Source organism: Cytobacillus oceanisediminis (assembly GCF_007830235.1).
GTDB lineage: Bacteria > Bacillota > Bacilli > Bacillales > Cytobacillaceae > Cytobacillus > Cytobacillus oceanisediminis.
The window spans coordinates 273,662-295,620 of sequence record NZ_VLKI01000004.1; the positions used below are offsets into that span (position 1 = coordinate 273,662).

General features: G+C 40.8%; 21 protein-coding genes. 9 read left to right on the forward strand and 12 right to left on the reverse strand.

Annotated elements, in window-relative coordinates:
* Positions 1-16: 16 nt before the first annotated feature.
* Positions 17-937 carry a nickel ABC transporter permease gene (gene nikB, locus IQ19_RS09960; protein WP_144542277.1) on the reverse strand — a complete coding sequence of 307 codons (921 nt, stop codon included), beginning with the start codon at positions 935-937 and terminating at the stop codon, positions 17-19.
* A 24-nt stretch (positions 938-961) separates the two neighbouring features.
* Positions 962-1,864, reverse strand: a complete 903-nt coding sequence (locus IQ19_RS09965; protein ID WP_144542278.1) for an ABC transporter permease — start codon at positions 1,862-1,864, stop codon at positions 962-964.
* 297 nt (positions 1,865-2,161) lie between these two features.
* Between IQ19_RS09965 and IQ19_RS09970 the strand changes: the two genes are divergently transcribed.
* From IQ19_RS09970 to IQ19_RS09985, 4 genes are all read left to right on the forward strand, one after another.
* Positions 2,162-3,739, forward strand: coding sequence for a glutathione ABC transporter substrate-binding protein (locus IQ19_RS09970; protein WP_144542279.1), 1,578 nt, complete (start codon positions 2,162-2,164; stop codon positions 3,737-3,739).
* Between the two features lie 101 nt (positions 3,740-3,840).
* On the forward strand, positions 3,841-5,079 hold the full coding sequence (locus tag IQ19_RS09975; RefSeq protein WP_144542280.1) for an amidohydrolase family protein: 1,239 nt from the start codon (positions 3,841-3,843) through the stop codon (positions 5,077-5,079).
* A 26-nt stretch (positions 5,080-5,105) separates the two neighbouring features.
* Positions 5,106-6,329, forward strand: coding sequence for an amidohydrolase (locus tag IQ19_RS09980; protein ID WP_144542281.1), 1,224 nt, complete (start codon positions 5,106-5,108; stop codon positions 6,327-6,329).
* Positions 6,330-6,417: 88 nt separating this feature from the next.
* Entirely contained in the window at positions 6,418-7,026 is a 609-nt protein-coding gene (locus tag IQ19_RS09985; RefSeq protein ID WP_144542282.1) for an ankyrin repeat domain-containing protein, read from the forward strand.
* 90 nt (positions 7,027-7,116) lie between these two features.
* Here the strand turns inward: IQ19_RS09985 and IQ19_RS09990 are convergent, their stop codons facing one another.
* Positions 7,117-8,328 (reverse strand): CynX/NimT family MFS transporter, encoded by a 1,212-nt coding sequence (locus tag IQ19_RS09990; protein WP_144542283.1) that lies wholly within the window; start codon positions 8,326-8,328, stop codon positions 7,117-7,119.
* Positions 8,329-8,587: 259 nt separating this feature from the next.
* On the opposite strand from IQ19_RS09990, the gene IQ19_RS09995 reads away from it, so the two are divergent.
* Both IQ19_RS09995 and IQ19_RS10000 read left to right on the forward strand, forming a co-directional pair.
* Positions 8,588-8,869, forward strand: a complete 282-nt coding sequence (locus IQ19_RS09995; RefSeq protein ID WP_144542284.1) for a GNAT family N-acetyltransferase — start codon at positions 8,588-8,590, stop codon at positions 8,867-8,869.
* A gap of 14 nt (positions 8,870-8,883) precedes the next feature.
* Positions 8,884-9,675, forward strand: a complete 792-nt coding sequence (locus IQ19_RS10000; RefSeq protein WP_144542285.1) for an alpha/beta fold hydrolase — start codon at positions 8,884-8,886, stop codon at positions 9,673-9,675.
* 247 nt (positions 9,676-9,922) lie between these two features.
* Here IQ19_RS10000 and IQ19_RS10005 read toward each other — a convergent pair whose 3' ends face one another.
* The 5 genes from IQ19_RS10005 to IQ19_RS10025 all read right to left on the reverse strand — a co-directional run bounded on the left by IQ19_RS10005 (position 9,923) and on the right by IQ19_RS10025 (position 14,030).
* Complete coding sequence (locus tag IQ19_RS10005; protein ID WP_144542286.1) at positions 9,923-10,435, reverse strand: endolytic transglycosylase MltG; 513 nt, start codon at positions 10,433-10,435, stop codon at positions 9,923-9,925.
* A complete protein-coding gene (locus tag IQ19_RS10010) occupies positions 10,432-10,812 on the reverse strand; it encodes a hypothetical protein (protein ID WP_242020951.1) in 381 nt (126 codons plus the stop codon). Before IQ19_RS10010 ends, IQ19_RS10005 begins: the two co-directional genes overlap by 4 nt.
* 207 nt (positions 10,813-11,019) lie before the next feature.
* Positions 11,020-11,400, reverse strand: a complete 381-nt coding sequence (locus IQ19_RS10015; protein ID WP_415801806.1) for a DUF1360 domain-containing protein — start codon at positions 11,398-11,400, stop codon at positions 11,020-11,022.
* A gap of 377 nt (positions 11,401-11,777) precedes the next feature.
* Complete coding sequence (locus IQ19_RS10020; protein WP_144542287.1) at positions 11,778-13,385, reverse strand: FMN-binding glutamate synthase family protein; 1,608 nt, start codon at positions 13,383-13,385, stop codon at positions 11,778-11,780.
* Positions 13,386-13,400: 15 nt separating this feature from the next.
* The gene (locus IQ19_RS10025) at positions 13,401-14,030 is read right to left on the reverse strand and encodes an NAD(P)H-binding protein (RefSeq protein ID WP_144542288.1); all 630 of its coding nucleotides are present in this window, start codon (positions 14,028-14,030) and stop codon (positions 13,401-13,403) included.
* 340 nt (positions 14,031-14,370) lie between these two features.
* Between IQ19_RS10025 and IQ19_RS10030 the strand changes: the two genes are divergently transcribed.
* Positions 14,371-14,883, forward strand: coding sequence for a ferritin (locus IQ19_RS10030; RefSeq protein ID WP_144542289.1), 513 nt, complete (start codon positions 14,371-14,373; stop codon positions 14,881-14,883).
* A 56-nt stretch (positions 14,884-14,939) separates the two neighbouring features.
* Here the strand turns inward: IQ19_RS10030 and IQ19_RS10035 are convergent, their stop codons facing one another.
* Positions 14,940-15,788, reverse strand: a complete 849-nt coding sequence (locus IQ19_RS10035; RefSeq protein WP_144542290.1) for a YitT family protein — start codon at positions 15,786-15,788, stop codon at positions 14,940-14,942.
* Between the two features lie 241 nt (positions 15,789-16,029).
* Here IQ19_RS10035 and IQ19_RS10040 point away from each other — a divergent pair, with 241 nt between their 5' ends.
* Positions 16,030-16,215, forward strand: a complete 186-nt coding sequence (locus IQ19_RS10040; protein WP_144542291.1) for a histidine kinase — start codon at positions 16,030-16,032, stop codon at positions 16,213-16,215.
* 316 nt (positions 16,216-16,531) lie between these two features.
* Here IQ19_RS10040 and IQ19_RS10045 read toward each other — a convergent pair whose 3' ends face one another.
* From IQ19_RS10045 to IQ19_RS10055, 3 genes are all read right to left on the reverse strand, one after another.
* Positions 16,532-17,761, reverse strand: a complete 1,230-nt coding sequence (locus tag IQ19_RS10045; RefSeq protein ID WP_144542292.1) for a PucR family transcriptional regulator — start codon at positions 17,759-17,761, stop codon at positions 16,532-16,534.
* Positions 17,762-17,879: 118 nt separating this feature from the next.
* A complete protein-coding gene (putP, locus tag IQ19_RS10050; protein WP_144542293.1) occupies positions 17,880-19,343 on the reverse strand; it encodes a sodium/proline symporter PutP in 1,464 nt (487 codons plus the stop codon).
* Between the two features lie 187 nt (positions 19,344-19,530).
* Complete coding sequence (locus IQ19_RS10055; protein WP_110066651.1) at positions 19,531-20,448, reverse strand: proline dehydrogenase family protein; 918 nt, start codon at positions 20,446-20,448, stop codon at positions 19,531-19,533.
* A gap of 278 nt (positions 20,449-20,726) precedes the next feature.
* On the opposite strand from IQ19_RS10055, the gene IQ19_RS10060 reads away from it, so the two are divergent.
* Positions 20,727-21,881 (forward strand): ABC transporter substrate-binding protein, encoded by a 1,155-nt coding sequence (locus IQ19_RS10060; protein ID WP_144542294.1) that lies wholly within the window; start codon positions 20,727-20,729, stop codon positions 21,879-21,881.
* The last annotated feature ends 78 nt before the right edge of the window (positions 21,882-21,959 follow it).

Here is a 21,959-nt window from a genome sequence, read left to right on the forward strand (position 1 = left end):
GTCACCCACCCTTAACTTAATTTAACTCAATTCGTTTATTGAAGAACCGATAAAAGACATCTACGAATAAATTTACGGTTACGAAAATAAGTGAGGCAAACAAAACGCCGCCCTGGACCATTGGAAGATCACGCATTCGAATCGCATCAACAATCATTCTGCCTAGGCCATTAATGGCAAATATTGATTCAACCAGTACAGTACCTCCAAGCAGAGCGCCAAACTGAAGCCCGACAACTGTAATGACTGGAATCAGTGCATTTCTAAGAGCGTGTTTATATATAATGATACGTTCACGAAGTCCTTTTGCACGCGCTGTTCTAATATAATCCTGGCGAATAACTTCCAGTATGCTTGACCTTGTCATTCTAGCAACAATTGCCGCTCCGCCAGCTCCAAGGGTTACGGCTGGCAAGATTACATGCAGAAGGCTATCCCATCCTGCAACTGGCAAGACTTGCAGTTTAACAGAGAAGAAATACATTAGCATTAGACCAAACCAGAAACTTGGGAGAGAAATTCCCAGGAGTGCAACAAGCATAACGCTGACATCTGTCAAAGAATAAGGTTTGACAGCTGATATGATTCCTGCAGCCATTCCCAGCACGATTGTTATGATGATACTAAAAAAGGCAAGTTCAATTGTTATGGGTAATCTTACCAATATCTCATCAAGGACGGGCTGGCTATTTTTTAATGAAACACCTAAGTCCCCTCTAAAAACATTTGTTAAATACTCAAAGTATTGGATATATAGAGGCTGATTTAATCCAAGTTGTTCACGGATGGCTTCAATTGTTTCTTTTGAAGCACCTTCACCTGCAAGCAGTACGGCAGGATCTCCCGGAACGAGCTGCATGATAAAAAAGACAACAAAAGTAACTCCAATAATAACCGGAATGGTTTGGAAGACCCGGCGTAATATAAACATCAGCATAGATATAACCTCCTCATAGGCTCTTTATTTTTTCATTCTCGGATCAAATGCATCCCGCAAGCCGTCACCGAAAATATTGAATCCAAGAACTAGAATGGAAATGGCGAGGCCCGGAAATAAGGCAATATACGGTGCTGAGAATAAGAAATCTCTTCCGCTGCTAAGCATGGTTCCCCACTCTGGTGATGGTGGCTGGGCACCCAGGCCAAGGAATGATAATCCAGCGGCTGATAAAATGGCTGTAGCTAATCGCAGCGTTCCCTGTACAATAATGGGTGAAAGAATATTTGGAAAAATATGTTTGGCAATAATTATTAAATCATTTGCTCCTAGCGAGCGGATAGCATCAATATACTCAAGGCGTTTTACTTCTAAAGTAGATCCGCGAACAATCCTGGCAAATAAAGGAACAGAGAAAGCCCCAACTGCTATTGTTACATTGATAAGGCTAGGACCAAGAGCAGCGATGATGGCAAGGGCTAATAGGATTCCTGGGAATGCAAGCATGACGTCCATCATTCTCATGATAATGGTGTCAACCCATTTTCCATAGTAGCCGGCTACTAACCCAAAAATAATTCCAAAGAATGCACCGAATAATACAGCAGCAAAACCTACCCCCATGGACAGCCTTGACCCATATAGGATCCTGCTTAAAATATCTCTTCCTTTATCATCTGTTCCCATCCAATGCTCAGAGGATGGAGGTGTCAATTTATTTTCCAAATCAATTTCGTATGGACTATAAGGAGCCAGCAGCGGTGCAAACATTGCCATGAAGATATAAATAAGAATGATTATGGCTCCAACTAAAGCCGCTTTATTCTGGATTAATATAGATAGAAAATCTTTTAATCTTGATTCCTTTTTACTTATGAAAGACTTTGCAGCAATATTAGGCTGTTCGGTTTTTACTTCAACTGTCATCTTATTTCCCCCCTATAAAATTTTTTTGAATTAAAATTCTGAATGAGAAATCACCCTTCCTCCTTTCAAAGCAGTTTGGTATAAAAATGAGTGATGTTTTATTAAAATTATCAAAATTACCAGTAAAGTAAATATCTTTTAAAATAGTTGTCAAAATCTTTAAAAAACACGTAAATATTCTGTAAATATTGAAATTCAACATCTTCTATAATGCAGATAAGTAGTTACGGAGGGATGGTGAAAATAGGTTTTTAACGTTTAAATATTTCGAAAATGCAAAAAAAGGGGAGAGAAAGAATGAAAAAAGATAGAAAACTATTTCAGAATGGAATGCTGCTGGTTTTTCTATGTTTAATGATGTTGTTTGTATCAGCTTGTTCTACACAATCAAATACAGAACAGAGTCCTGCTAATGGAACGGAAGGGAAGAAAGAAGGGGGTACACTTACAGTTGTTCGTTTATCTGATGCAACAAAATTAGATCCTCACTTTATTACAGATATACCTTCTGCAAATATTATTTATCAAAAAGTATATGAAACTTTAGTAGAACCAGATAAAGACATGAACATTCAGCCCTCTCTGGCAACTGAATGGAATGTCATTGATGATACGACCTGGGAGTTTAAGCTGAAAGAGGGCATTTCCTTTCATGATGGGACTCCGTTTAACTCAGAAGCAGTAAAAGCAACCTTTGACCGCTTGCTGGATCCAAACACAGGATCCCCGCAGCGAGAGAAATTCGCGATGATTAATGAAGTAAAAGTTATTGATGAATACACAGTACAATTATTACTTGAATATCCTTATGCTCCGCTTCTCTCAATTCTGGCAAGTAACGAAGGAAGTATCATAAGCCCCAAAGCATTAGCTGAAAACCCTGAAAAGCTGACTGAACATCCAGTTGGTACAGGACCATTTGTATTTGAAGCCTGGAAGACCGGCCAGGAAGTTTCTTTGAAGAAAAACGAAAACTATTGGGGGAAACAGCCAAAAATTGACCGGGTTGTTTTTAAAGTTGTCCCAGAAGATGCAACTCGATTGGCTATGATCGAAACAGGGGAGGCTCATATTAACGATCAGGTGCCTGTTACGGAAATTGAACGAATTGAATCATCCGATTCTATGGGGCTTTTCCGTGCAGAGGGACTTGCTGTTGAATATATCGGGTTTAATACAAAGAAAAAACCTCTGGATGATGTTAAAGTCCGTAAAGCAATTAGCCATGCCGTTGAGAGAGAAGCGATCATAAAAGGGGTTTATAACAACGTAGGTACACTTGCAAATGCGGCTATGAGCCCAAAGGTTTTTGGCCACAGTGAGAATGTAAAGCCTTATGATTATGATTTAAATGAAGCAAAAAAATTGTTAAAAGATGCCGGATATGAAGATGGACTCCAGCTCAAATTGCTCACCAGCGATAGAAAAGAACGTATCAATATGGCTGAAGTTATTCAATCCCAATTAAAGGGGATAGGCGTTGAGGTAGACATTCAAGTAATGGAATATGGTGCTTATATCGATACGATTGATAAATCAGAACATGATCTATTTATTGGCGGATGGGGAAATGCAACAGGGGATGGAGACTATAACCAGTACAACCTGTTCCACACTGCTTCACAGGGACCTCCTGGAAACCATTTCTATTACAGTAATCCAGAGGTAGACAAAATGATAGAAGCGGCACGCAGAGAGACTGACGAAGCAAAGCGTAAAGAGCTTTATGAGCAAGTGATGCAAATGGAATTAGAGGATGCCGTTTATATTCCGATCCGCAACTACGAACATATGGCTGCCCATAGTAAAAATGTAAGCGGCTTTTGGTTAAATGCTGCAAACTACCTGATGATTGATGATGCAGTAATTGAGTAAATAGAAGTCGATGGTAATGATAAATTAACATCGAAAAACCGGAAAAGTACTTTTGTTCAAAAAGTACTTTTCCTTCATTCTCAACTTTAGGAGGAATTGATATGACTACTCAATGGATAACAAATGTTCGTCTGGAAAAAGGGTTCATTTACGAAAATGGACGAATTGCCGGTACCAGCACAGAAATTTGCCACTTGAAAATGGAGGGTGGAAAAATCACAGAAATCACCCAAAGTGCTCCAGGTTCCGATGAAAACCAGTTCGATGCCAAGCATCAGCTTTTACTTCCTTCATTTAGAGATATGCATATTCATATTGATAAAACTTATTATGGAGGTCCTTGGAAAGCCTGTACGCCAATCACAAAAGGAATTTTCACCAGATTAGAAGAGGAAAAAGAGCTTTTGCCAAAGCTTCTTCCAACCGCACAAGAGCGTGCTGAAAAAATGATTGAGCTGTATTTGAAAAATGGCCATACTCATATTCGCACGCATTGTAATGTCGACCCAGTAATTGGACTAAAAAATTTAGAAGCTACTGTAAATGCATTAAAAAAATATGAAGATGTTCTTACATATGAAATCGTGGCATTCCCGCAGCACGGACTCCTAAGAAGTGATTCTGTTCAATTAATTCGTGATGCAATGAAAAATGGAGCCACCTTAGTTGGCGGTGTTGATCCGGCTACAGTAGACCGGAACATTGAAAAGTCACTGAATACAATATTTGAAATTGCGGTTGAACATAAAAAAGGAGTCGATATCCATCTTCATGACCCTAACACATTGGGAGCTTTTACATTCGAGAGAATGGCTGATTACACAAGAGAAGCAGGTCTAATAGGAAAGACGACGATTAGCCATGGGATTGCTTTAGGTGATCTGCATGGAGAAACGCTTATTGAAATGGCGGCAATACTAAAAGAACATGAGATTGATGTGACTACCACTATTCCAATTAATCGTCCAACTATTCCAGTCTTAGCGCTTGATGGGTATGGCATTCAAGTGTCTGTAGGGCATGACAGCATCACTGATCATTGGTCCCCATTTGGAACAGGGAACACCATCCAGAAGCTTGGAACTCTTGCGGAAAGATTCCGATTGATTGATGAATATTCCTTATCATCTGCTTTGAAATTTGCAACCGGCGGGATTACTCCATTAGATAAAGATGGTGAACGAGTTTGGCCAAAAGTCGGTGATGATGCGACGATGATATTAGTTGATGCGACATGTTCAGCAGAGGCAATTGCTAGAAGGGCAACTGTTGAGTCATTATTTTTCAAAGGCAAGAAGGTTGAAAGTAAATTAACAGAAATGGATCCTATGAATGCATAACTTAAAAGAGCAAAGGGGGAAATACAATGTCAACTCCGTATTGGCTAACAAATATTAAGTTGGAAACAGGATATCTTCAAGATGACAAGGGGACATACATTACAAAAACAGAACTCTTCCATTTGAAAATAGAAGATGGAAAAATAATAGAAAAACAAATCAGCAGTTTTGAAATTTCCGAGAATGAAGAAACAGTGGACGGCAAAGGATTTCTAGCGCTGCCTTCTTTTAAGGAGATGCATAATCATCTTGATAAAACCTATCTATCTCTTGATTGGAAGGCATGCAGGACGGTCAAAAATTTAGAAGAACGTTTGCAATATGAAGCAATGGAGCTTGAGGAATTAGCTCCTACAGCCAAACAGCGGGCAAGCAAAATGATCGAGCTTCTCCTTTCAAAGGGTTCAACTCATATTCGTACCCATGTAAATATTGATCCCTATATAGGCTTGAAAAACCTGGAAGGCGTGAAAGCTGCCTTAGAGGACTATTCGGATAAGTTGACATATGAAATTGTTGCATTTCCTCAACACGGTTTATTAAGAGAAAATGTGATTCCGCTTATGAAAGAAGCCATGAGATCCGGAGCTAACATTGTTGGTGGTCTTGATCCTGCAGGAATTGACCGTAACATTGAAAAATCACTCTATGAAATAATGAATCTTGGTACAGAATTTAATGCAGATATAGACATCCATTTACATGACGGCGGACATGTAGGGTATTATACGGTAGATAAATTTGCTGAGATGGTCGAAGATGCAAAGTGGCACAATCGCGCTGCTGTGAGCCATGCGTTCAGCTTGGGTGAAATTCCTGTCCCGCAGGCAGAAGAAATTGCAGATAAATTGAGTGAGCTCGGAATGTCGATCATGTCCACCATCCCAATAACAAAATCACTCCCTCCAATTGAACTTTTGGACCGAAAAGGGGTAAATGTTTATCTGGGATGCGATGGTTTCTATGATTCCTGGGGACCTTTCGGGAATGGAGATTTATTAGAAAAGGTAACGCGATATGGCGAACTTTACCGTAAGAGCGATGAACTTTCCTTAGCACAATCTTTAAAATGGGCTACTGGGGGTCCTGTCCCACTAAACAAGGATGGCGAGGTAGCGTGGCCGCTTGAGGGAGATGATGCAAATTTAGTTCTTCTCGATGCTTCCTGTTCTGCCGAAGCAGTAGCAAGAACGACTAAGCGAGAAGCGGTAATCTTTAAAGGAAAGATGGTTTCAGGCCAGTTATCATAGCGTGATGCGGAAGTCCGAAGGTTGGGCTTCCTATTTTAATAACTTAAAGAAATGAATGGTTACAAACTTTTAAATTTGGGAGGATATTATGATTAAGACGAATGAAAGCAAAATATTTTTTGATGCAGCGAGAACAGGCGATCTAGAGAGTTTGAAAAAATCCCTTGAGCTGGGCACAGATATTAACATGCAGGATAAAAAGAAGCGGACTGCCATATTGCTGGCTGCAATGAATAAACATTATGATGTCGTAAAGTATCTGGCTGATGCAGGTGCAGATATTAATCGGCAAGATCAAACTTGTTTAAATCCATTTTTATTTGGGTGCATTAATGGAGATTTAAAGCTAGTAAGATTAATGATAAGTGCAGGCGCTAACTTAAATCTTGTCACCCGATTTGGTGGTGTGGGAATTACTCCGGCAAGTGAAAAGGGGCATATCGAGGTGGTCAGGGAGCTTTTAACATCAACAGATATTAACGTAAATCATACAAATTATTGCGGCTGGACACCTTTGATTGAAGCCATCGTATTGAATAATGGCGACACAAGGCAGCAGGCCATTATTAAACTATTGCTTGAAAACGGTGCCGATACTGAATTGGCAGATCAATATGGAGTGACTCCGATTGAGCTTGCTAGAAGAAAAGGATATAAAGAAATAGAGGAAATTTTATTAGAAGCAGGTGCAGAATGAACATTTAGAAAATAACAGCATTCATTACTATAGGACAATTAAGGATTCCATAAAAGGCGGTAAAGATTTAGGAAGAAGGAAGAAGCCCCTCTACACAATCGTAGAAGGGGATTTCTTTCTATCTATAAAGACTTTTTCCAATACATATTGATTTCTCCCTGCACCGACTCCGGCCAGTGTGAAAACAATTGTAGCCAAAACTAGCAGGATTAACGGAAGTGTCCAATTATGAAAAAAGTCGTATATATAACCGATCAAAAACGGGCCAAGGGCAGCAAGCAAATAACCTGCCGATTGAGCCATGCCTGATAATTCGGCAGCCTGTTTAGCATTGGCCGCACGCAAACCGATCAATGTTAATGAATGGCTGATGGCCGCACCTAAAGCAATGCCGATTAGTATAATGCCCACTATGATTATAAAAGAATTTATATTAAGAAGAAGCCCTGTTATACCAGCAGTACAAAAGACGCCAATTCCAACAGCTATCGCTTTTTGGTTTGGAAGCCGGTCTGCAAGAACAGGGATAATAAAATTAGCTGGCAGACCTGAAAATTGCAGCAGTGTGACCATCCAGCCTGCTGTTTCGATATTAAATCCCCGATCATTAAGAATCTCAGGCAGCCAAGTGATAAAGGAGAAATAAACTAGTGATTGCAAGCCCATAAAAAGGGTCACCTGCCAGGCGATACCGGATTGCCAGAGAGAAGAATTGGAGGAGACAATTTGCCTGTCGGTGTTCTCCTTTGTTGCTTTAAGCTGTGGCAGCCAGATCAGAACGGCCATTACCACCAAAATAATCCAAACGCCGAGTGACCAGGACCAGCCGATCTCCCATTTTTCTGCTAGAGGCACACTTAGTCCAGGGGCCAGGCCTGCCCACAGTCCCATGGAAAATGTGTAAACCCCTGTCAGCAATCCCACTTTTCCGAAGCGTTCCTTTACTATTCCAGGGAGAAGGACATTGCATACCGCGATTCCCATGCCGACTAAAGCCGTACCCAAAAATAAAGAGATGGTAGAGCGGATGATTATTCCCGCCCCCAGTACAACGAGTCCGCCCAAAATACTCATTTCATTGCCAAATCTTTGGGCGATTCTTGGCGCAAAAGGAGAAAGAAGGGCAAAAGCCAGCAAAGGAAGGGTCGTGAGCAGGCCAGCCAGCCCATTTGAGATTCCAATATCATATCTGATTGAACTAATCAGCGGTCCAACAGCAGTTATGCCAGGTCTAAGATTAAAAGCAACAAAGATGATGCCTAGTATTAAAACTGTATTTTTATTTATTTTTACAGGAAACATTTTTTCACCCCGCTATGTCTAAATAGTGCTCTAAAGGGAAATGGAATTATTACGCTATTCGAATTATTATAATGAATATTCTGATAAAAGTATAGAGGAAAAGAAAATTTGAGTGATCGTGTTTAAGGGCGTCAGAAAAGAGGGAAATTTTATAGAACCCAGGTAAGATAATTTTTCCAATTAATATGCTAATATACAAGCATAAGGACATATTAGAATTAGCAGTTGAGCTTTGGAAACCTTATTAGGAGGGAATTAAATGAGTGCAGAAATTCAAAAAGAAGAGAACCGCTTTTTTGTAAATGATGAAGAAGGGAATATGGCCGCTGAAATTACTTTTGTACCAAGCGGTGAATCTCAGGTAACGATTGACCATACGTATGTGAGTGATTCACTCCGCGGTCAGGGAATTGCAGGAAAGTTAGTAGAAAGTGTTGTACAGGAGGCGCGTGGGAAGGGCTTTAAGATTGTACCGGTTTGCTCTTACGCGAAAGTTGTCTTTGATCGAAAAAGTGAATACCAGGATGTACTAGCAAAATAAGGCGGGTGTTTAGAATGGATGCTAAACGAGCAGAAGTTAATGGAACAGCAATATCTTACTATGATGAAGGCCAGGGAGATCCAATTGTTCTGATTCACGGATTCTGCGGCAGCAAGGACTATTGGCAGCAGGTGATTCCTGGACTGGCAGAGAAACACCGATTAATTGCGGTGGACCTTCCCGGACACGGAGGTTCTGGTTTGCCTGCGGGAGATATTTCAGTTGAAACGATGGCAGAAATGATTAAAGGTATTTTTGAGGAGCTGGGATTGGAGAAAGTGTCTCTCATTGGCCACTCGCTTGGCGGCTATGTAACACTTGCTTTTGCTGAAGCTTATGAGGACAGGCTGAAACAGTTCTCTCTCGTCCATTCAACAGCCAACCCGGATTCTGAAGAAGGGAAGAAGGGGAGGGGAGTGGCGGCTGGGAAAATCGATGCAGAAGGAATTAAATCCTTTGTTGATGGACTCGTTCCCAATCTTTTTGCGTCAGGAGAAAAGCACCCTGAAGAACTTCAACAGGCAAAAGAGATTGGTTATGGCACTAATCCGGAAGGTGCAAAAGCGGCTTTGAAAGCGATGAAACGGAGGCCGGACCGGAATCATGTTCTAAAAAATACGAAGCTTCCGGTATTAATTGTCGCTGGTGAAAAAGACCAGATCGTCCCGCCGGAGAAGTCTTTTACCGTCGTGGGGCCGAACATCATGCAGGTGACCATTAAAGGTGCAGGGCATATGAGCATGTATGAAGCGCCTGCTGAGCTTGTTGAAGTGTTCGCGGATTTTTGGAGGAGTAAGCAGGCTTAAGCAGAACCATAAGATAAAACTTTAAACGTGAAGGAGCCATCAGATTTTTATCCGCACATAAATCTGGTCTATCCGCACATAAAATTTTTTATCAGCATATAAATCGGGGCTATGCGCACATAAATTCTTTCTAACCGCAGAATAAAAGTTTTTAATGCCCGAAATAAATAGCTTTCGTTCATCTTTCAGGATTCAACCATAGAAAAAAGCTCCTTTAATTGCCTAAAAGGAGCTTTTTCTATTAAAACTACTTAAAAATTACCGAAATGATCTCATCTGTTGTCATTCCGCTTTCCACTTCGAATGTTCCAGGACGCAGTTCGTTCGCCAAGCCGCGTTTTTCAACATCTTTGTAAAACTGGATTCCGCTTTCGATAATGTTGGCACGCTCTAAGGCATTTCCTACATCGATGCTTGTCATTCCCATCGAGACGGTCAAGATGGTACGATAGACAACCTTCTCGCCGGTTTCCTTATTTGATTTCTCTTCCGATTTTTCTTCCTTTTTTTCATTGGCTTTTGCAGCGGCAGCGAGCTGATCGCTCCACTCATCTTCTGTATTTATCACAAAGCCTTTAGAAGACAGCAGATCGATCATTTCTTTGTCAGTCAGCATTTTCTGTTTAGCCGCATTTTCTGTTTTATTCCCCGGTTTCTCCGTACTTTTTGCTTCAGAAGGACCAAAAAAGTAGGCACCGCCAGTCAAAATGGCAGCCACTAAAAGGCCTGCTGCAAAACTGCGCAAGGAATTAGGTGTCATTGTGCAACCATACTCCTTTCAGCCCTTTTCGATAAATAAGGTAAAAGCATCCGCTCCACCTCATTAGGTGTAAGCTGTTTTTTTAAGGCAATGCTCTCAAAAGAATACCCGCGCTTATGAAGGTCAAGAATCTCACGCAGCAATAAGCGATCCTCCGATGATCCTTTCATTGAGCCTGATTGGTGTGCTGTAATTTCTGCATCTAATTCAATATTCCTGATCTGCTGCTGCAGCTCGTGGATTTCATTCTTTAATGAAAAAGTAACCTGATCAATTTGTTGCTCAAGATTTGATTTGGATTGCGTCGTTTTAAAAAACGATAAAATGAGCAGCACGACTGCTGAACCAAACAAAATGGCTATTACCCATCCCATCATATAAATCCTCCCCTATATAAAGCATTTTCTATGTATCTATTTTTTCCAATCTAAATTATACCTTGATTGCAGGGGGAATTCGATTTAAAACGACAAAATCCCACAATAGTCCTGTTTTTATGTAAGAAAAAGGGGCAGATGGTAAATCTTATTTCTTATTAAAAGCTACCCCAGGACAGTAACAAAGCCTCTGGGGCAGTTTGCTTACTAATTGGCTTTAAAAGTCTCTTTCTTGAGTTTATCAGCATATAATTCTGTCTTTTTAATATTAACGCCAACAAATGATTCCAGTATGGCTTGCCCGCCGGCAATAGCAAGAATAAAAATTAGATACCTTCCCAATGACGGGAGAAGGATGTATAACGATCCGAGCAGGATAGCTGACCACATACCCGTGCACCAATAGCATGTCAGCAAATATCCGAACATCGACTTTGGTACTTTCTTAATTTGGTGGGAAGGTGATTCTCTTTTCACTAAAAAAAGGTTCCTAATGGGCTCTGTTATTTTATCGAAAACAATTAAATGAGTTAAGCGGTAGCTTGCTAATATAATCATAATAAAAGTCATCCAGGATAATTCCACAATATTCTCCTCCTTTTTGTAAGCTTAGTTTTACCGCAAAAAAGGAAAGTAAAGATATACATGGATGTGTTCACGAAGTGTTCACAAATGGAATTAAAATGAATCCATAGACATACAAAAAAACAGATCGGCTATATAGCTGATCTGTACTTTGATTATTCCAGAAAAGTTTTCTGAAATTCCAGTGTGCGGGATGAGCACAACAAAAGAGGGGCCACACTTGGACGCTCCACTGAGGGTTGCGGATGTGATTGTAGAATCGAAGAAGGGAGTCAGTAAAATGCTGAAACTTCAATTGCTGTCATTCTCTTTATGCGGAAAAAATATTGAATAAAGATAAATAAAACCTAATCCCAATTGGGACCAGGTTTTTTTCTTCTTCAGCCTTCCTTTTGCATTTGTGTTCTTTTTGCTGCCTGCAGAATTTCCTCGAGTGGAGAGACTCTGCCAAATTTATCTTTATGAACAATATGCTTCCTTTCGAATAAGGTAGGGTTCTCAATTCCGGCAGCAGCGGCAAGATTGTAAAGTCCTTCCCTTAGAGAGATAACGTAGTTGCAGACTCTATAATGTTTTTCCTCAACAATCAATCCGTCCTGGAGCTTCTTGTCGGTTGTAGCTACTCCTGCAGGACAGTGATTTGTATGGCAAACCTGCGCCATGATGCAGCCAACGCTGATCATAAAGCCTCGGGCGATATTGACGAGGTCTGCGCCCATTGCAAGAGCGATCGCAATTTTATCAGGTGTAATTAGTTTTCCGGAGGCGATGATTTTTACACGGTCTCGAACTTCATACTGTCTCAACATTTCGTCTACCACAGTCAGAGCGGATTGGATTGGAAGACCAACACTGTCAGCGAGCTCCTGATAGGTTGCACCTGTACCGCCTTCACCTCCATCGACTGTAATAAAATCAGGGCCTATGCCGCTTTCCTTCATATATGAAATCATCCTTTCGAGGGCATCAAGGTCACCGACTACGATCTTCATTCCAACCGGCTTGCCGCCAACACTACGCAGTTCTTCAATAAAATCAAACATGGAAGGGGCATCATCAAATTCATAGAAACGGTTTGGACTGTTAATCGTTTTTCCGACTTCAACAAGGCGAATACTGGCAATCTCTTCTGTAACCTTTTCGCCTTCAACATGACCCCCGCGGGTTTTTGCACCCTGGGCGAGCTTTAATTCAAAAGCTTTAACCTCAGGGATTTCACTTTTCTTTTTAAATTCCTCCCATGAAAATTCTCCGTTTGGTTTTCGTACGCCAAACATGTCCGGCCCAATTTGCATAATGATATCCGGGCTTCCTGCCAAATGATATTGGGAAAGACCGCCTTCACCGGTGTTCATCCAAGTGCCGCCAGCTAGGCCAAGACCTTTTGACAAGGCAGTGATGGCTTTTTCGCCAAGGGAACCATAGCTCATGGCCGATTGTCCGACAAGCCCCTTGACTCTGAATGGATGTCTGCAGGTGATTTCACCCAGGACGACAGCATCTTCATCACGCAAATAAAAGGGATCTGCCAGTTTTTCTTCACTATGTTCCTTTCTTGAAAACAAGTTGTTACCATCAACTTTATAAACACGTGTTTTAATTTTATTGGTGTTATCAACCTTCATTTCATCGACCAGCTTTGGAAACAATGTATTCCGAATATAAAAGCCTTCATCATCAAAATCCCTTATTGATCCAAACCCTATTAGTCTTTCTTTATACTTTCCCGCTTTCACGACGTCCTGATACTCTTTCCTGGAGAAAGGCTTGCCTTCTGTATCGTTATTAAACAAATATTGCCTTAATTCAGGCCCGATTTTTTCTGTTATATACCGTACCTTCCCGATAACCGGAAAGTTTCTGAGTATGGAATGCTGTTTTTGCCTGTCATCTTTTATATACCAATAGATAAAAAGGAAGACTGGTATTAAAATGACAAGTGCAATAAATATAAATAGTGCAATAACTAGATAATCTGTTAAGCTCATATGGTCCTCCTTCGATTAAAATAAGTTTAGTGCGTCATGGATAGGGGTGTCACCTGAGGATACTTCTATCGTTTTATTAAAAACTGCTTCGTGTTCCAAAGATTCAACAAGAACTGCTGCTGCATCCTCACGGGGGATTTCTGCTGACCTATCATGTATTTTATTGGTTGCCTTTACCATTTCGGTCCCTGGTTTATCTGTTAATTGGCCAGGTCGTACGACTGTATAAATAAAATTGGCACCCTTTAGCATATCCTCAGGCAAATCTTTGGCAGCGATCGTCCGGGATTGGTCGTTCTCTCTCTCTTCAGCTTTAACTGCGCTCATCATCACAAATCGCTTCACACCTGATTTGTGTGCTAATTGGATCGTATCTGAAACAGATTGGTGGTCAACCATGACGGTTTTGCTTGTGTGCTTTTTCGGATTGACACCTGTTAAGTAAATGACAGCATCTGATGACTGAAGCTGGGATAAAAGATTTTGTTCGTCATATACCACTGCATTAGCCGCACCAATCTTTTTTAAATCTTCAATTTGATTTTCATTGGCTACAACTGCAAGAGATTCTATGTTTTTCTCTGCCAGCTTCCTGACTACATGCTCGCCAACATCTCCGTTGGCACCGATAACGACCACTTTCATGTAAACGCCTCCTTTTCTACCCTTTTTCCACAAGGGGTTATTTTAAAACCAAAAGGGCTAAAACAAAAAAACGCAGCCCCATTTGGAGCTGCGCTATGCCTTTTTTCTATTCCATTTCATTATTAAGCATGGTTAATTTATCAGCAGACGATTCAACTTGTTCAAACGAATCCCTGAACTTGCTGATAATATAAGTATTTTTTTATAATAATTCCACAATTTTTGATCCTGAAAAGAACGGAAAAAAGCTATTAATAATTTGGATTTTGTAAAGATTTTACGCTTGATTCAGTCCTCATTGGGAATGGTAATAGAAGAAAGAATTATAGGAGGAATTGCGGTGTTGAGCGATAAACTAATCAAAGAATTAAACAGCCAAATGAATTATGAGTATTATTCAGCGCATGCTTATTTAGCTATGGCAGCCTATTGTTCCGCTGAAAACCTGGATGGGTTTGCAAACTTTTTCTTAGTCCAGGCAGAAGAAGAACGTTTCCATGCCATGAAGTTTTACAATTTCTTAAATGATATTGGGGCACGGGTGACCGTTGAAGGGTTTCCGCCTGTCAATAATGACTTTAACTCTGTCCTGGATGTGTTTGAAAAAGGGCTGGCTCATGAAAAGGAAGTAACCAGCCGAATTTACAACTTGTCAGATCTCGCCCTTGATGAGCGGGAGCATGCGACCATGACCTTTTTAAAATGGTTCATTGAAGAGCAGGTCGAGGAAGAAGCCTTATTTGATAGCTTGATTCAGAAGCTAAAACGGATTGATGATGACAGCAATGCATTTTTTATGCTTGAAAATGAACTGGCAAAAAGGACATTTACTCCTGGAGGGGAGTACTTATAGGTAATGGCAAAAGAAGAAAAAGCCTCATCCACGGTGGATGAGGCTACTTTATATAGTCAAGCTAATCGTTTGAAGTTTTGTCCGAGAATTTCATTCATAGTATGGACGGTGATAAATGCTTTATTATCAACCTGTGTGATGTAGCCTTTCAGCCTTGTAAAATCTTTGCGGCCAAGGATGGTCGTAATCACTTCTTTTTGGTCTGAGGTAAAGGCTCCAGTAGCAATATGGATGGTTGCACCTTTGCCTAACTCATGGACAATATAGGTTTTAATTTCATCGCTGTGGCGGCTGATGATGACGATTTCTTTATTTGAATTAAATTCCTGAAGTGCATAATCAATGACAAATCCATTTATGATGACACCAAAGAACGCATACAAGCCGACTTGCGGCCCGAATAGGATGGCGGAGGATAGAGCAATCGATAAATCCGCCAGCAGCACCCCCCGGCCTACTTCAATGTTTAAGTATTTATTAAAAATCATAGCGATAATGTCAGTTCCGCCGGTGGATGCCTGCTGATTAAAGACAATTGCCATCCCAGTTGCGGCGATGCATTGGCCGATAATCAGCTGTATAAGAATATCATCGCTAAGCGGCTGGCTGATTGGGGCAAATTTTTCTAGCACCCATACATAAAATGACAGGGCAAAGCTTGCATAAATGGTCTTAGCACCAAAGCCTGAGCCGAGAAAAATAAATCCGACCAAAAAAAGTACGATATTGACAAGAATCATGAAAGTTCCGATTGAGAGCCCTGGGAACAAATCATTCATGATAATCGACAATCCACTGACTCCTCCTGTTGCTAAATTATTGGGAGACAAGAAAAAGTGGACATTTATTGAAACAAGGAATGCTCCTAGATTTATCAATAAAAAGGAAAGTATTTTTTGTCGCATCGCCGCAACCTCCTTTTTTAACATTTTTTTCGCTTTCCGTAAAAAGTGGAACAACGGGATTATAAAGCCCATAAAGACCCTTTGTAAAGGGAACTCGGCCAAAAAAATAAGGTTTAATAATTATGACAATTGGAAGGGTTTGCAATAAAGGTGTGTAATTATCCATTTGCTCTCATTTTTTATATAATAGAATGTAGACTAACCCGCCATAGTGAAGTGCAATGAAAGGAAGTAAGAAATCTTGAAAAATAGAAAACTTATAGTGATTCCCATCATGATTCTTGTAGCAGCTGCCGCTATGTGGATGCTTAACAAGGATTATCAGCAAATAGACATGTCAATCAGAATGTTAATAGCAGCCGGTGCAGCGCTCTTATCCGGTGCCATTTCGTATTTTCTGTTCAAGCCTGAAAAAGAAGAAAATTAAAATGCCTGATCCCCGGACAGGCATTTTTTTTGGAACTTTTATGCTGCGGAATGTATTTAAAATAGGTGGAGTTGCCGAGATGTTAAAATAAAGATGAATGACCAAAATGCAAAAGTACAGAATTCGCAGAAGGACGCCATAGACGCTTCATGAAGCCGATACTCAGAGGACAGAGGAAAAAGAGGTCGTCATAACTCTCCATAATTTTCAGTTTCTTGGTGGAAAATTATCTAAAGAAAAGTAAATACCAGCAAAGTTTCCATTGAAATTCCCAATTAAAGCAAAATAAAAGCAGACTCCATTCAAGGAATCAGCTTTATTTTTTACGCTTCAGCAACTGTAAATCGATATATAGCTGGCATCTTGTATTAAAATCGTCAAAATCGATGGAAGTTAAATCTGTAATTTGCTTCATCCGGTATTTTAACGTGTTTGAGTGAATGAAGAGCTGTTCTGCTGTAGGCTTGAGACGGCAGTTATTTAATAAATAAACCTCAAGTGTTTTCAGTAAATTGGTCTGGCTTTCATGGTCTTTTTTCTGCAGCTTCAAAAGGTCTTCATTAACGTAATTCGTCTTGCTGTTATGCTGTGCAATGGGCTCCAAATACCGGAAGACCCACAGTTTCTTATATTCATATGGCAATTCTTCAGGCGAGCCGATAAATTTGGCGGCTTTAATGACCTCCTGCGCCTCTGCATAGCTTTTCCGCAGTTTAAGGATGGAGGTATATTCACCGCCGATTCCCGCATACACTGCTTGCTGCTTAAATTGGCTAAGGACTGTGTTGGTTAATTCATGTGCATCTTCTGAAAGGCTGCCTGGCGCTGGAGAGCTGCTGCCAATCATCACAATAATCTCCAGTTGGTTTGTAAAAATGTGAGCCGGATGGCTGAGTGCGTTCGCAAACAGGCGCACTGTTTCGGTCAGCTCGGCAAAAATTTCTTCATCTGCCCTGGCGACTGTAAATACATTTATGATGAATGCCTCCGGAAGGATGATTTTCACATTGGCTGCTTCCCATTTGATTTGGTCTTCCGTTTGGTATGTCCGGTCTATGATCTTTCTGTAAAATTGATGTTTCTCCTCATCTTTGCGCAGCTTTAGTAAGTTTTTCTGGTAAAGAAGCTTGCCAATATGAAAAGAGATTTCAAGCAAAAACTTCATTTCATTATCCGATAGCAATCCATCCGTTTCTTGAACCCAAATATAACCCAAAATCTGATCCTTGTATTTAGCGCTAACGACCACACGCTGGTTAAGCCCGATATCTTCCATCCTTTTAATGCGGAATGGCTCAGGAATGGTTTTCAGCTGATCGACAATGCCTTCATCCATAAACTTTTCTAAAATGGGAATAGGCCATCTTTTAGAAAAAATCGTCTGCTGATTGGCCAGATCAAAATGCTCAATATAATATGAACTGTAGGCCAGCAGCGAAAACTGCTCATCCTCGATGACGACAGGCTTCTTTAAAAAGGTACTGACCAATTCCGTTATTTCGTCTATATCTGATATATTAAGAATCTTCTCCAGCGGCTGGCTCATTCGGCTACCTCCTAAGTGTTGCTGTTTTTATTATAGAGAAAATCAGTACCAGGTACCACCCGAATAATGTCGAAAATAAAAGGACCGGGCCGTTCTGGCCCAGTCCTAGCATGAAAGGTTATTTAAATGATTTCTCAAAGTCGTCGAATTGTTTTTCTATTTCTGTTGAAGGTTTTGCTGTTAGAAGGCTTACCACTATGATCGCAATGAGGCTGGCAGCAAAGCCCGGAATCATTTCATAAAGGATTCCGGATAAGCCTGCGCTTGACCAAATTATAACGGTGCATGCCCCAACAACCATTCCTGCTAAAGCTCCCCATCTTGTCATGCGCTTCCAGTAAAGGCTAAGAATGATTAGCGGTCCGAAAGAGGCTCCGAATCCTGCCCATGCATAGCCTACTAGGTTAAGAATCGTTTCGTTCTTCTCCCATGAAATAACCAATGCTACGATCGATACAAGCAATACAGATAGTCTCCCAATCGTGACAAGCTCTTTGTCTGATGCTGAACGGCGGAAGAACGTTTTGTACAAGTCCTCCGTCAGTGAACTCGAAGTCACAAGCAGCTGGGAAGAAATCGTGCTCATGATAGCAGCAAGGATCGCTGCTATTAAGAATCCAGTAATAATCGGATGGAATAGGACATCTCCCAATAAGATGAAAATGGTTTCTGAATCCTCAAGGTTTATCCCGGTATCCGCAACATAGGCAATGCCGATAAAACCTGTCAGCATTGCGCCAATGCTTGCGAAAATCATCCAGCCCATCCCGATGCGGGTGGCTTTTTTGATTTCTTTTACAGAACTGATTGCCATAAAGCGGACAATAATATGCGGCTGTCCAAAGTAGCCAAGACCCCAGGCAAACAAGGAGATGATGCCAAGCAGGCTTGTCCCAGTGAAGATATCAAGAAGTGCCGGATCAATAGATCTGGCTGTATCAATAGCCGGACCGAATCCGCCTACATGGAACAATGTTACTAATGGTACGAGAATCAGTGCAATAAACATGATCAAACCTTGAACAAAGTCTGTCCAGCTAACCGCAAGGAATCCGCCAAACAGAGTATAAGCAACAACTACACCGGTGATAATCCATAAACCTGTGTGATACTCTAGACCAAATGTGCTTTGAAATAATACGCCTCCGGAAACCATGCCTGATGAAACATAGAATGTGAAGAAAATCATAATAACTAATCCTGAAATCAGGCGAAGGATCTTGGATGTATCGCCGAAACGGTTTTCCAAATACCCAGGAATGGTGATTGAATCATTAGCTACTTCAGTATAAGTGCGCAGCCTCGGAGCAACATACAGCCAGTTAGCCCATGCTCCGAGCGTTAATCCGATAACAATCCAGGATGCACTTAAGCCTGTGGCATACATGGCACCTGGAAGCCCCATTAGCAGCCAGCCGCTCATATCGGATGCACCAGCACTTAAAGTGGTAACGGCAGGACCAAGTGTTCTTCCGCCAAGCATGTAGTCTGATAGATTGGACGTTCGTTTATAGGCGTAATAGCCAATCCAAAGCATCCCGATCATATAGATGGTAATGGATATTAGCAATGCATAATCCATACATAAACCCCCTTTGATATAGTGTTTTTTAATTTTGTAAATATTTAGATAAAATAAGCTGTGAGAAAGCGTGCTGCCTTGCTTTCTCATTACTTAGGAAATCTTCCATTTGTATGTGCAAAAATAATATTTTGTTTTTATTATAGCCGGATTTTAATATTTTGAAAGAAAAATAATTTTTAGTGTATTATCCTTTGAAAATACCTTTAAAAGCAAAGGCAATATTCGCGGGGCGTTCAGCCATCCGTCTCATGAAATAGCCGTACCAGTCCATTCCATAAGGTACATAAACACGCATTCTGTAGCCTTGCTTCGCGAGTTCCAGCTGTGTTTTGTTTCTCATGCCGTAAAGCATTTGGAATTCAAAGCGATCGTTTGGAATGTTATGCTTCTTTGCTAACTCTTTTGTATACTCGATGATTTGGTCGTCATGGGAAGCTATCGCCGTATAATTTCCATTCAGCAGACTTTGTTCAATCAGCTTTTTATAGTTCTCGTCCACATCCTTTTTTTCAGGGAAGGCGTGTTCAGGTGACTCTTTGTAAGCTCCCTTTACAAGCCGCAAAAAAGGCTGATACTTGCCAAGATCCTGCAAGTCTTTTTCAGTGCGATATAAGTAGGCCTGAAGAACCGTACTAACACAGCTGTATTTCTCTTTAAACTGCTTAAACAAGTCTATAGTTGCCTGGCAGCGGGGAACGTCCTCCATATCAATTGTAACCATAATGTTGTGCTTTTCAGCTGTATCCAGAATCCTAGTCATATTTGTTACGACAAGATCATGATCAATATCCAGGCCAAGGGAAGTCATTTTAAGGGATACTTGCGAATCCAAACCTTCTCTGCTGATCATCTCAATAGTCGAGATACATTCCTCTGTCCGTTCATTCGCCACCTCAACCGAATCAACGAATTCACCCAAATGGTCAACAGTTACAGAAAGTCCTTGATTATTCAAGTCTCTTATAAAGCGCACGCTGCTTTTAAAATCCACACCGCCAATTAATTTTCCTGCTGCAAAACTTCCGCCTTTGTTTTGGGCAATTTTGTTTAAAAATCCATTTTTAGATAAGTAAAGGAAAAAGTCCCTTGTAATCGCTTCCATTTATATAGCACCTCCAGTTGGTTATATCTTTAGATTAATCTTACAATTCTGTGACAAGTGCCGGCAATGTTTCGAAAATACAAAGATTTCCCCCATCTTTTGTTGATAGAAGACAATTGAAGGTGAGATTTTCCAGACTGCCGAGATTCCGATCCAGTTAAAAAAATAATATGTAAGAAAAGTTTCCATATTATTATTTACATTGCCAAGCATTTGTATTTAAATAGTAATATAGTTTTGAATATTTATTTATTTCTGAAAAAAACGGGGGTTGGAAGATGAGAAAACAGTTGAAGAGATTTGCCAAATTAACAGCCTTGTCCAGTTTGCTGGTTCTGTCTGCATGCGGCGGCAACCAGGCTGCAGGGGACAAAGAGGGGCAAAGCGGCGGAGGAGCAGTCAAAGCAGATATAGGAGTTATTTCCTATATCAGCGGACCTGGAGCAGCTTATGGGGAAGCGATCACCAACGGCTTAAAACTTGCGCAGGAGGAGATTAATAGCAAAGGTGAGGTAGAGATAAACCTTGTTATTGAAGATTCAGCAGGCAAGCAGGACCAAGCTTTGACAGCAGCTCAAAAATTAATGAATTCCGAGAATGTGACAGGCATTATCGGACCTACCTTAAGCACAGAAATGAATGTAGTCGGCCCTGAGGCAGATCTAAACGGAGTCCCAATTATGGGAACATCGACTACAGCAGAGGGCATCCCGCAAATAGGGGATTATGTATTCCGCAACTCGCTTCCTGAAGCATTGGCCATCCCGGCTGCAATCGACAAAGCGATTGAAAAATATGATGCTAAAAAAGTTGCAATCCTATATGGAAATGATGATGTATTTACAAAATCGGGCTTTGATACGATGAAAAAGGCTGCAGAAGAAAAAGGCTTGGAAATATTGACGATTGAAACCTTCCAAAAAGGACAATCCGACTATAACGCACAGTTAACAAAAATTAAAGGCTTAAATCCGGATCTGATTTTGGCTTCTGCTCTATATAACGAAGGGGCAGTCATTATGGACCAAGCACGCAAAATGGGTATTGATGTTCCTTTTGTAGGCGGAAACGGCTTTAACTCACCCGAGGTAATCAACATCGCAGGTGATGCGGCAAATGGGCTTATTGTAGCAACGCCTTGGTACGGTGAAAAAGAAGATGAAAAGGTTCAGGATTTTGTCAGCAAATATGAAGAAGAATACAGCAAAAAGCCAGACCAATTTGCAGCCCAGGCATATGATGCGCTTTATATTATGGCAGAAGCATTGAAAAATGCCGGTGAAGCTGACCGTGATGCTCTTCGGGACGCATTGGCTGAAGTCCAGGGCTTTAATGGAATCCTTGGTGAGTTCTCTTTTGATGAAGAAGGGGATGTCGTAATGGATCCAACTGTCTTGGTGATTGAAGATGGAGCTTTCAAGGTTTTTGAATAATAAAGGTAATCCTAAGTAAAGCTCTGGCGCTCAATAGTGCCTGAGCTTTACTTTTAAGGGTTAAGCTGTGTTAAAGCT

Bases quoted from the DNA above. Each gene is read 5' to 3' on its own strand.
- nikB (WP_144542277.1), bottom strand. From the start codon at position 937: ATGCTGATGTTTATATTACGCCGGGTCTTCCAAACCATTCCGGTTATT.
- IQ19_RS09965 (WP_144542278.1), bottom strand. From the start codon at position 1,864: ATGACAGTTGAAGTAAAAACCGAACAGCCTAATATTGCTGCAAAGTCT.
- IQ19_RS09970 (WP_144542279.1), top strand. From the start codon at position 2,162: ATGAAAAAAGATAGAAAACTATTTCAGAATGGAATGCTGCTGGTTTTT.
- IQ19_RS09975 (WP_144542280.1), top strand. From the start codon at position 3,841: ATGACTACTCAATGGATAACAAATGTTCGTCTGGAAAAAGGGTTCATT.
- IQ19_RS09980 (WP_144542281.1), top strand. From the start codon at position 5,106: ATGTCAACTCCGTATTGGCTAACAAATATTAAGTTGGAAACAGGATAT.
- IQ19_RS09985 (WP_144542282.1), top strand. From the start codon at position 6,418: ATGATTAAGACGAATGAAAGCAAAATATTTTTTGATGCAGCGAGAACA.
- IQ19_RS09990 (WP_144542283.1), bottom strand. From the start codon at position 8,328: ATGTTTCCTGTAAAAATAAATAAAAATACAGTTTTAATACTAGGCATC.
- IQ19_RS09995 (WP_144542284.1), top strand. From the start codon at position 8,588: ATGAGTGCAGAAATTCAAAAAGAAGAGAACCGCTTTTTTGTAAATGAT.
- IQ19_RS10000 (WP_144542285.1), top strand. From the start codon at position 8,884: ATGGATGCTAAACGAGCAGAAGTTAATGGAACAGCAATATCTTACTAT.
- IQ19_RS10005 (WP_144542286.1), bottom strand. From the start codon at position 10,435: ATGACACCTAATTCCTTGCGCAGTTTTGCAGCAGGCCTTTTAGTGGCT.
- IQ19_RS10010 (WP_242020951.1), bottom strand. From the start codon at position 10,812: ATGATGGGATGGGTAATAGCCATTTTGTTTGGTTCAGCAGTCGTGCTG.
- IQ19_RS10020 (WP_144542287.1), bottom strand. From the start codon at position 13,385: ATGAGCTTAACAGATTATCTAGTTATTGCACTATTTATATTTATTGCA.
- IQ19_RS10025 (WP_144542288.1), bottom strand. From the start codon at position 14,030: ATGAAAGTGGTCGTTATCGGTGCCAACGGAGATGTTGGCGAGCATGTA.
- IQ19_RS10035 (WP_144542290.1), bottom strand. From the start codon at position 15,788: ATGCGACAAAAAATACTTTCCTTTTTATTGATAAATCTAGGAGCATTC.
- IQ19_RS10045 (WP_144542292.1), bottom strand. From the start codon at position 17,761: ATGAGCCAGCCGCTGGAGAAGATTCTTAATATATCAGATATAGACGAA.
- putP (WP_144542293.1), bottom strand. From the start codon at position 19,343: ATGGATTATGCATTGCTAATATCCATTACCATCTATATGATCGGGATG.
- IQ19_RS10055 (WP_110066651.1), bottom strand. From the start codon at position 20,448: ATGGAAGCGATTACAAGGGACTTTTTCCTTTACTTATCTAAAAATGGA.
- IQ19_RS10060 (WP_144542294.1), top strand. From the start codon at position 20,727: ATGAGAAAACAGTTGAAGAGATTTGCCAAATTAACAGCCTTGTCCAGT.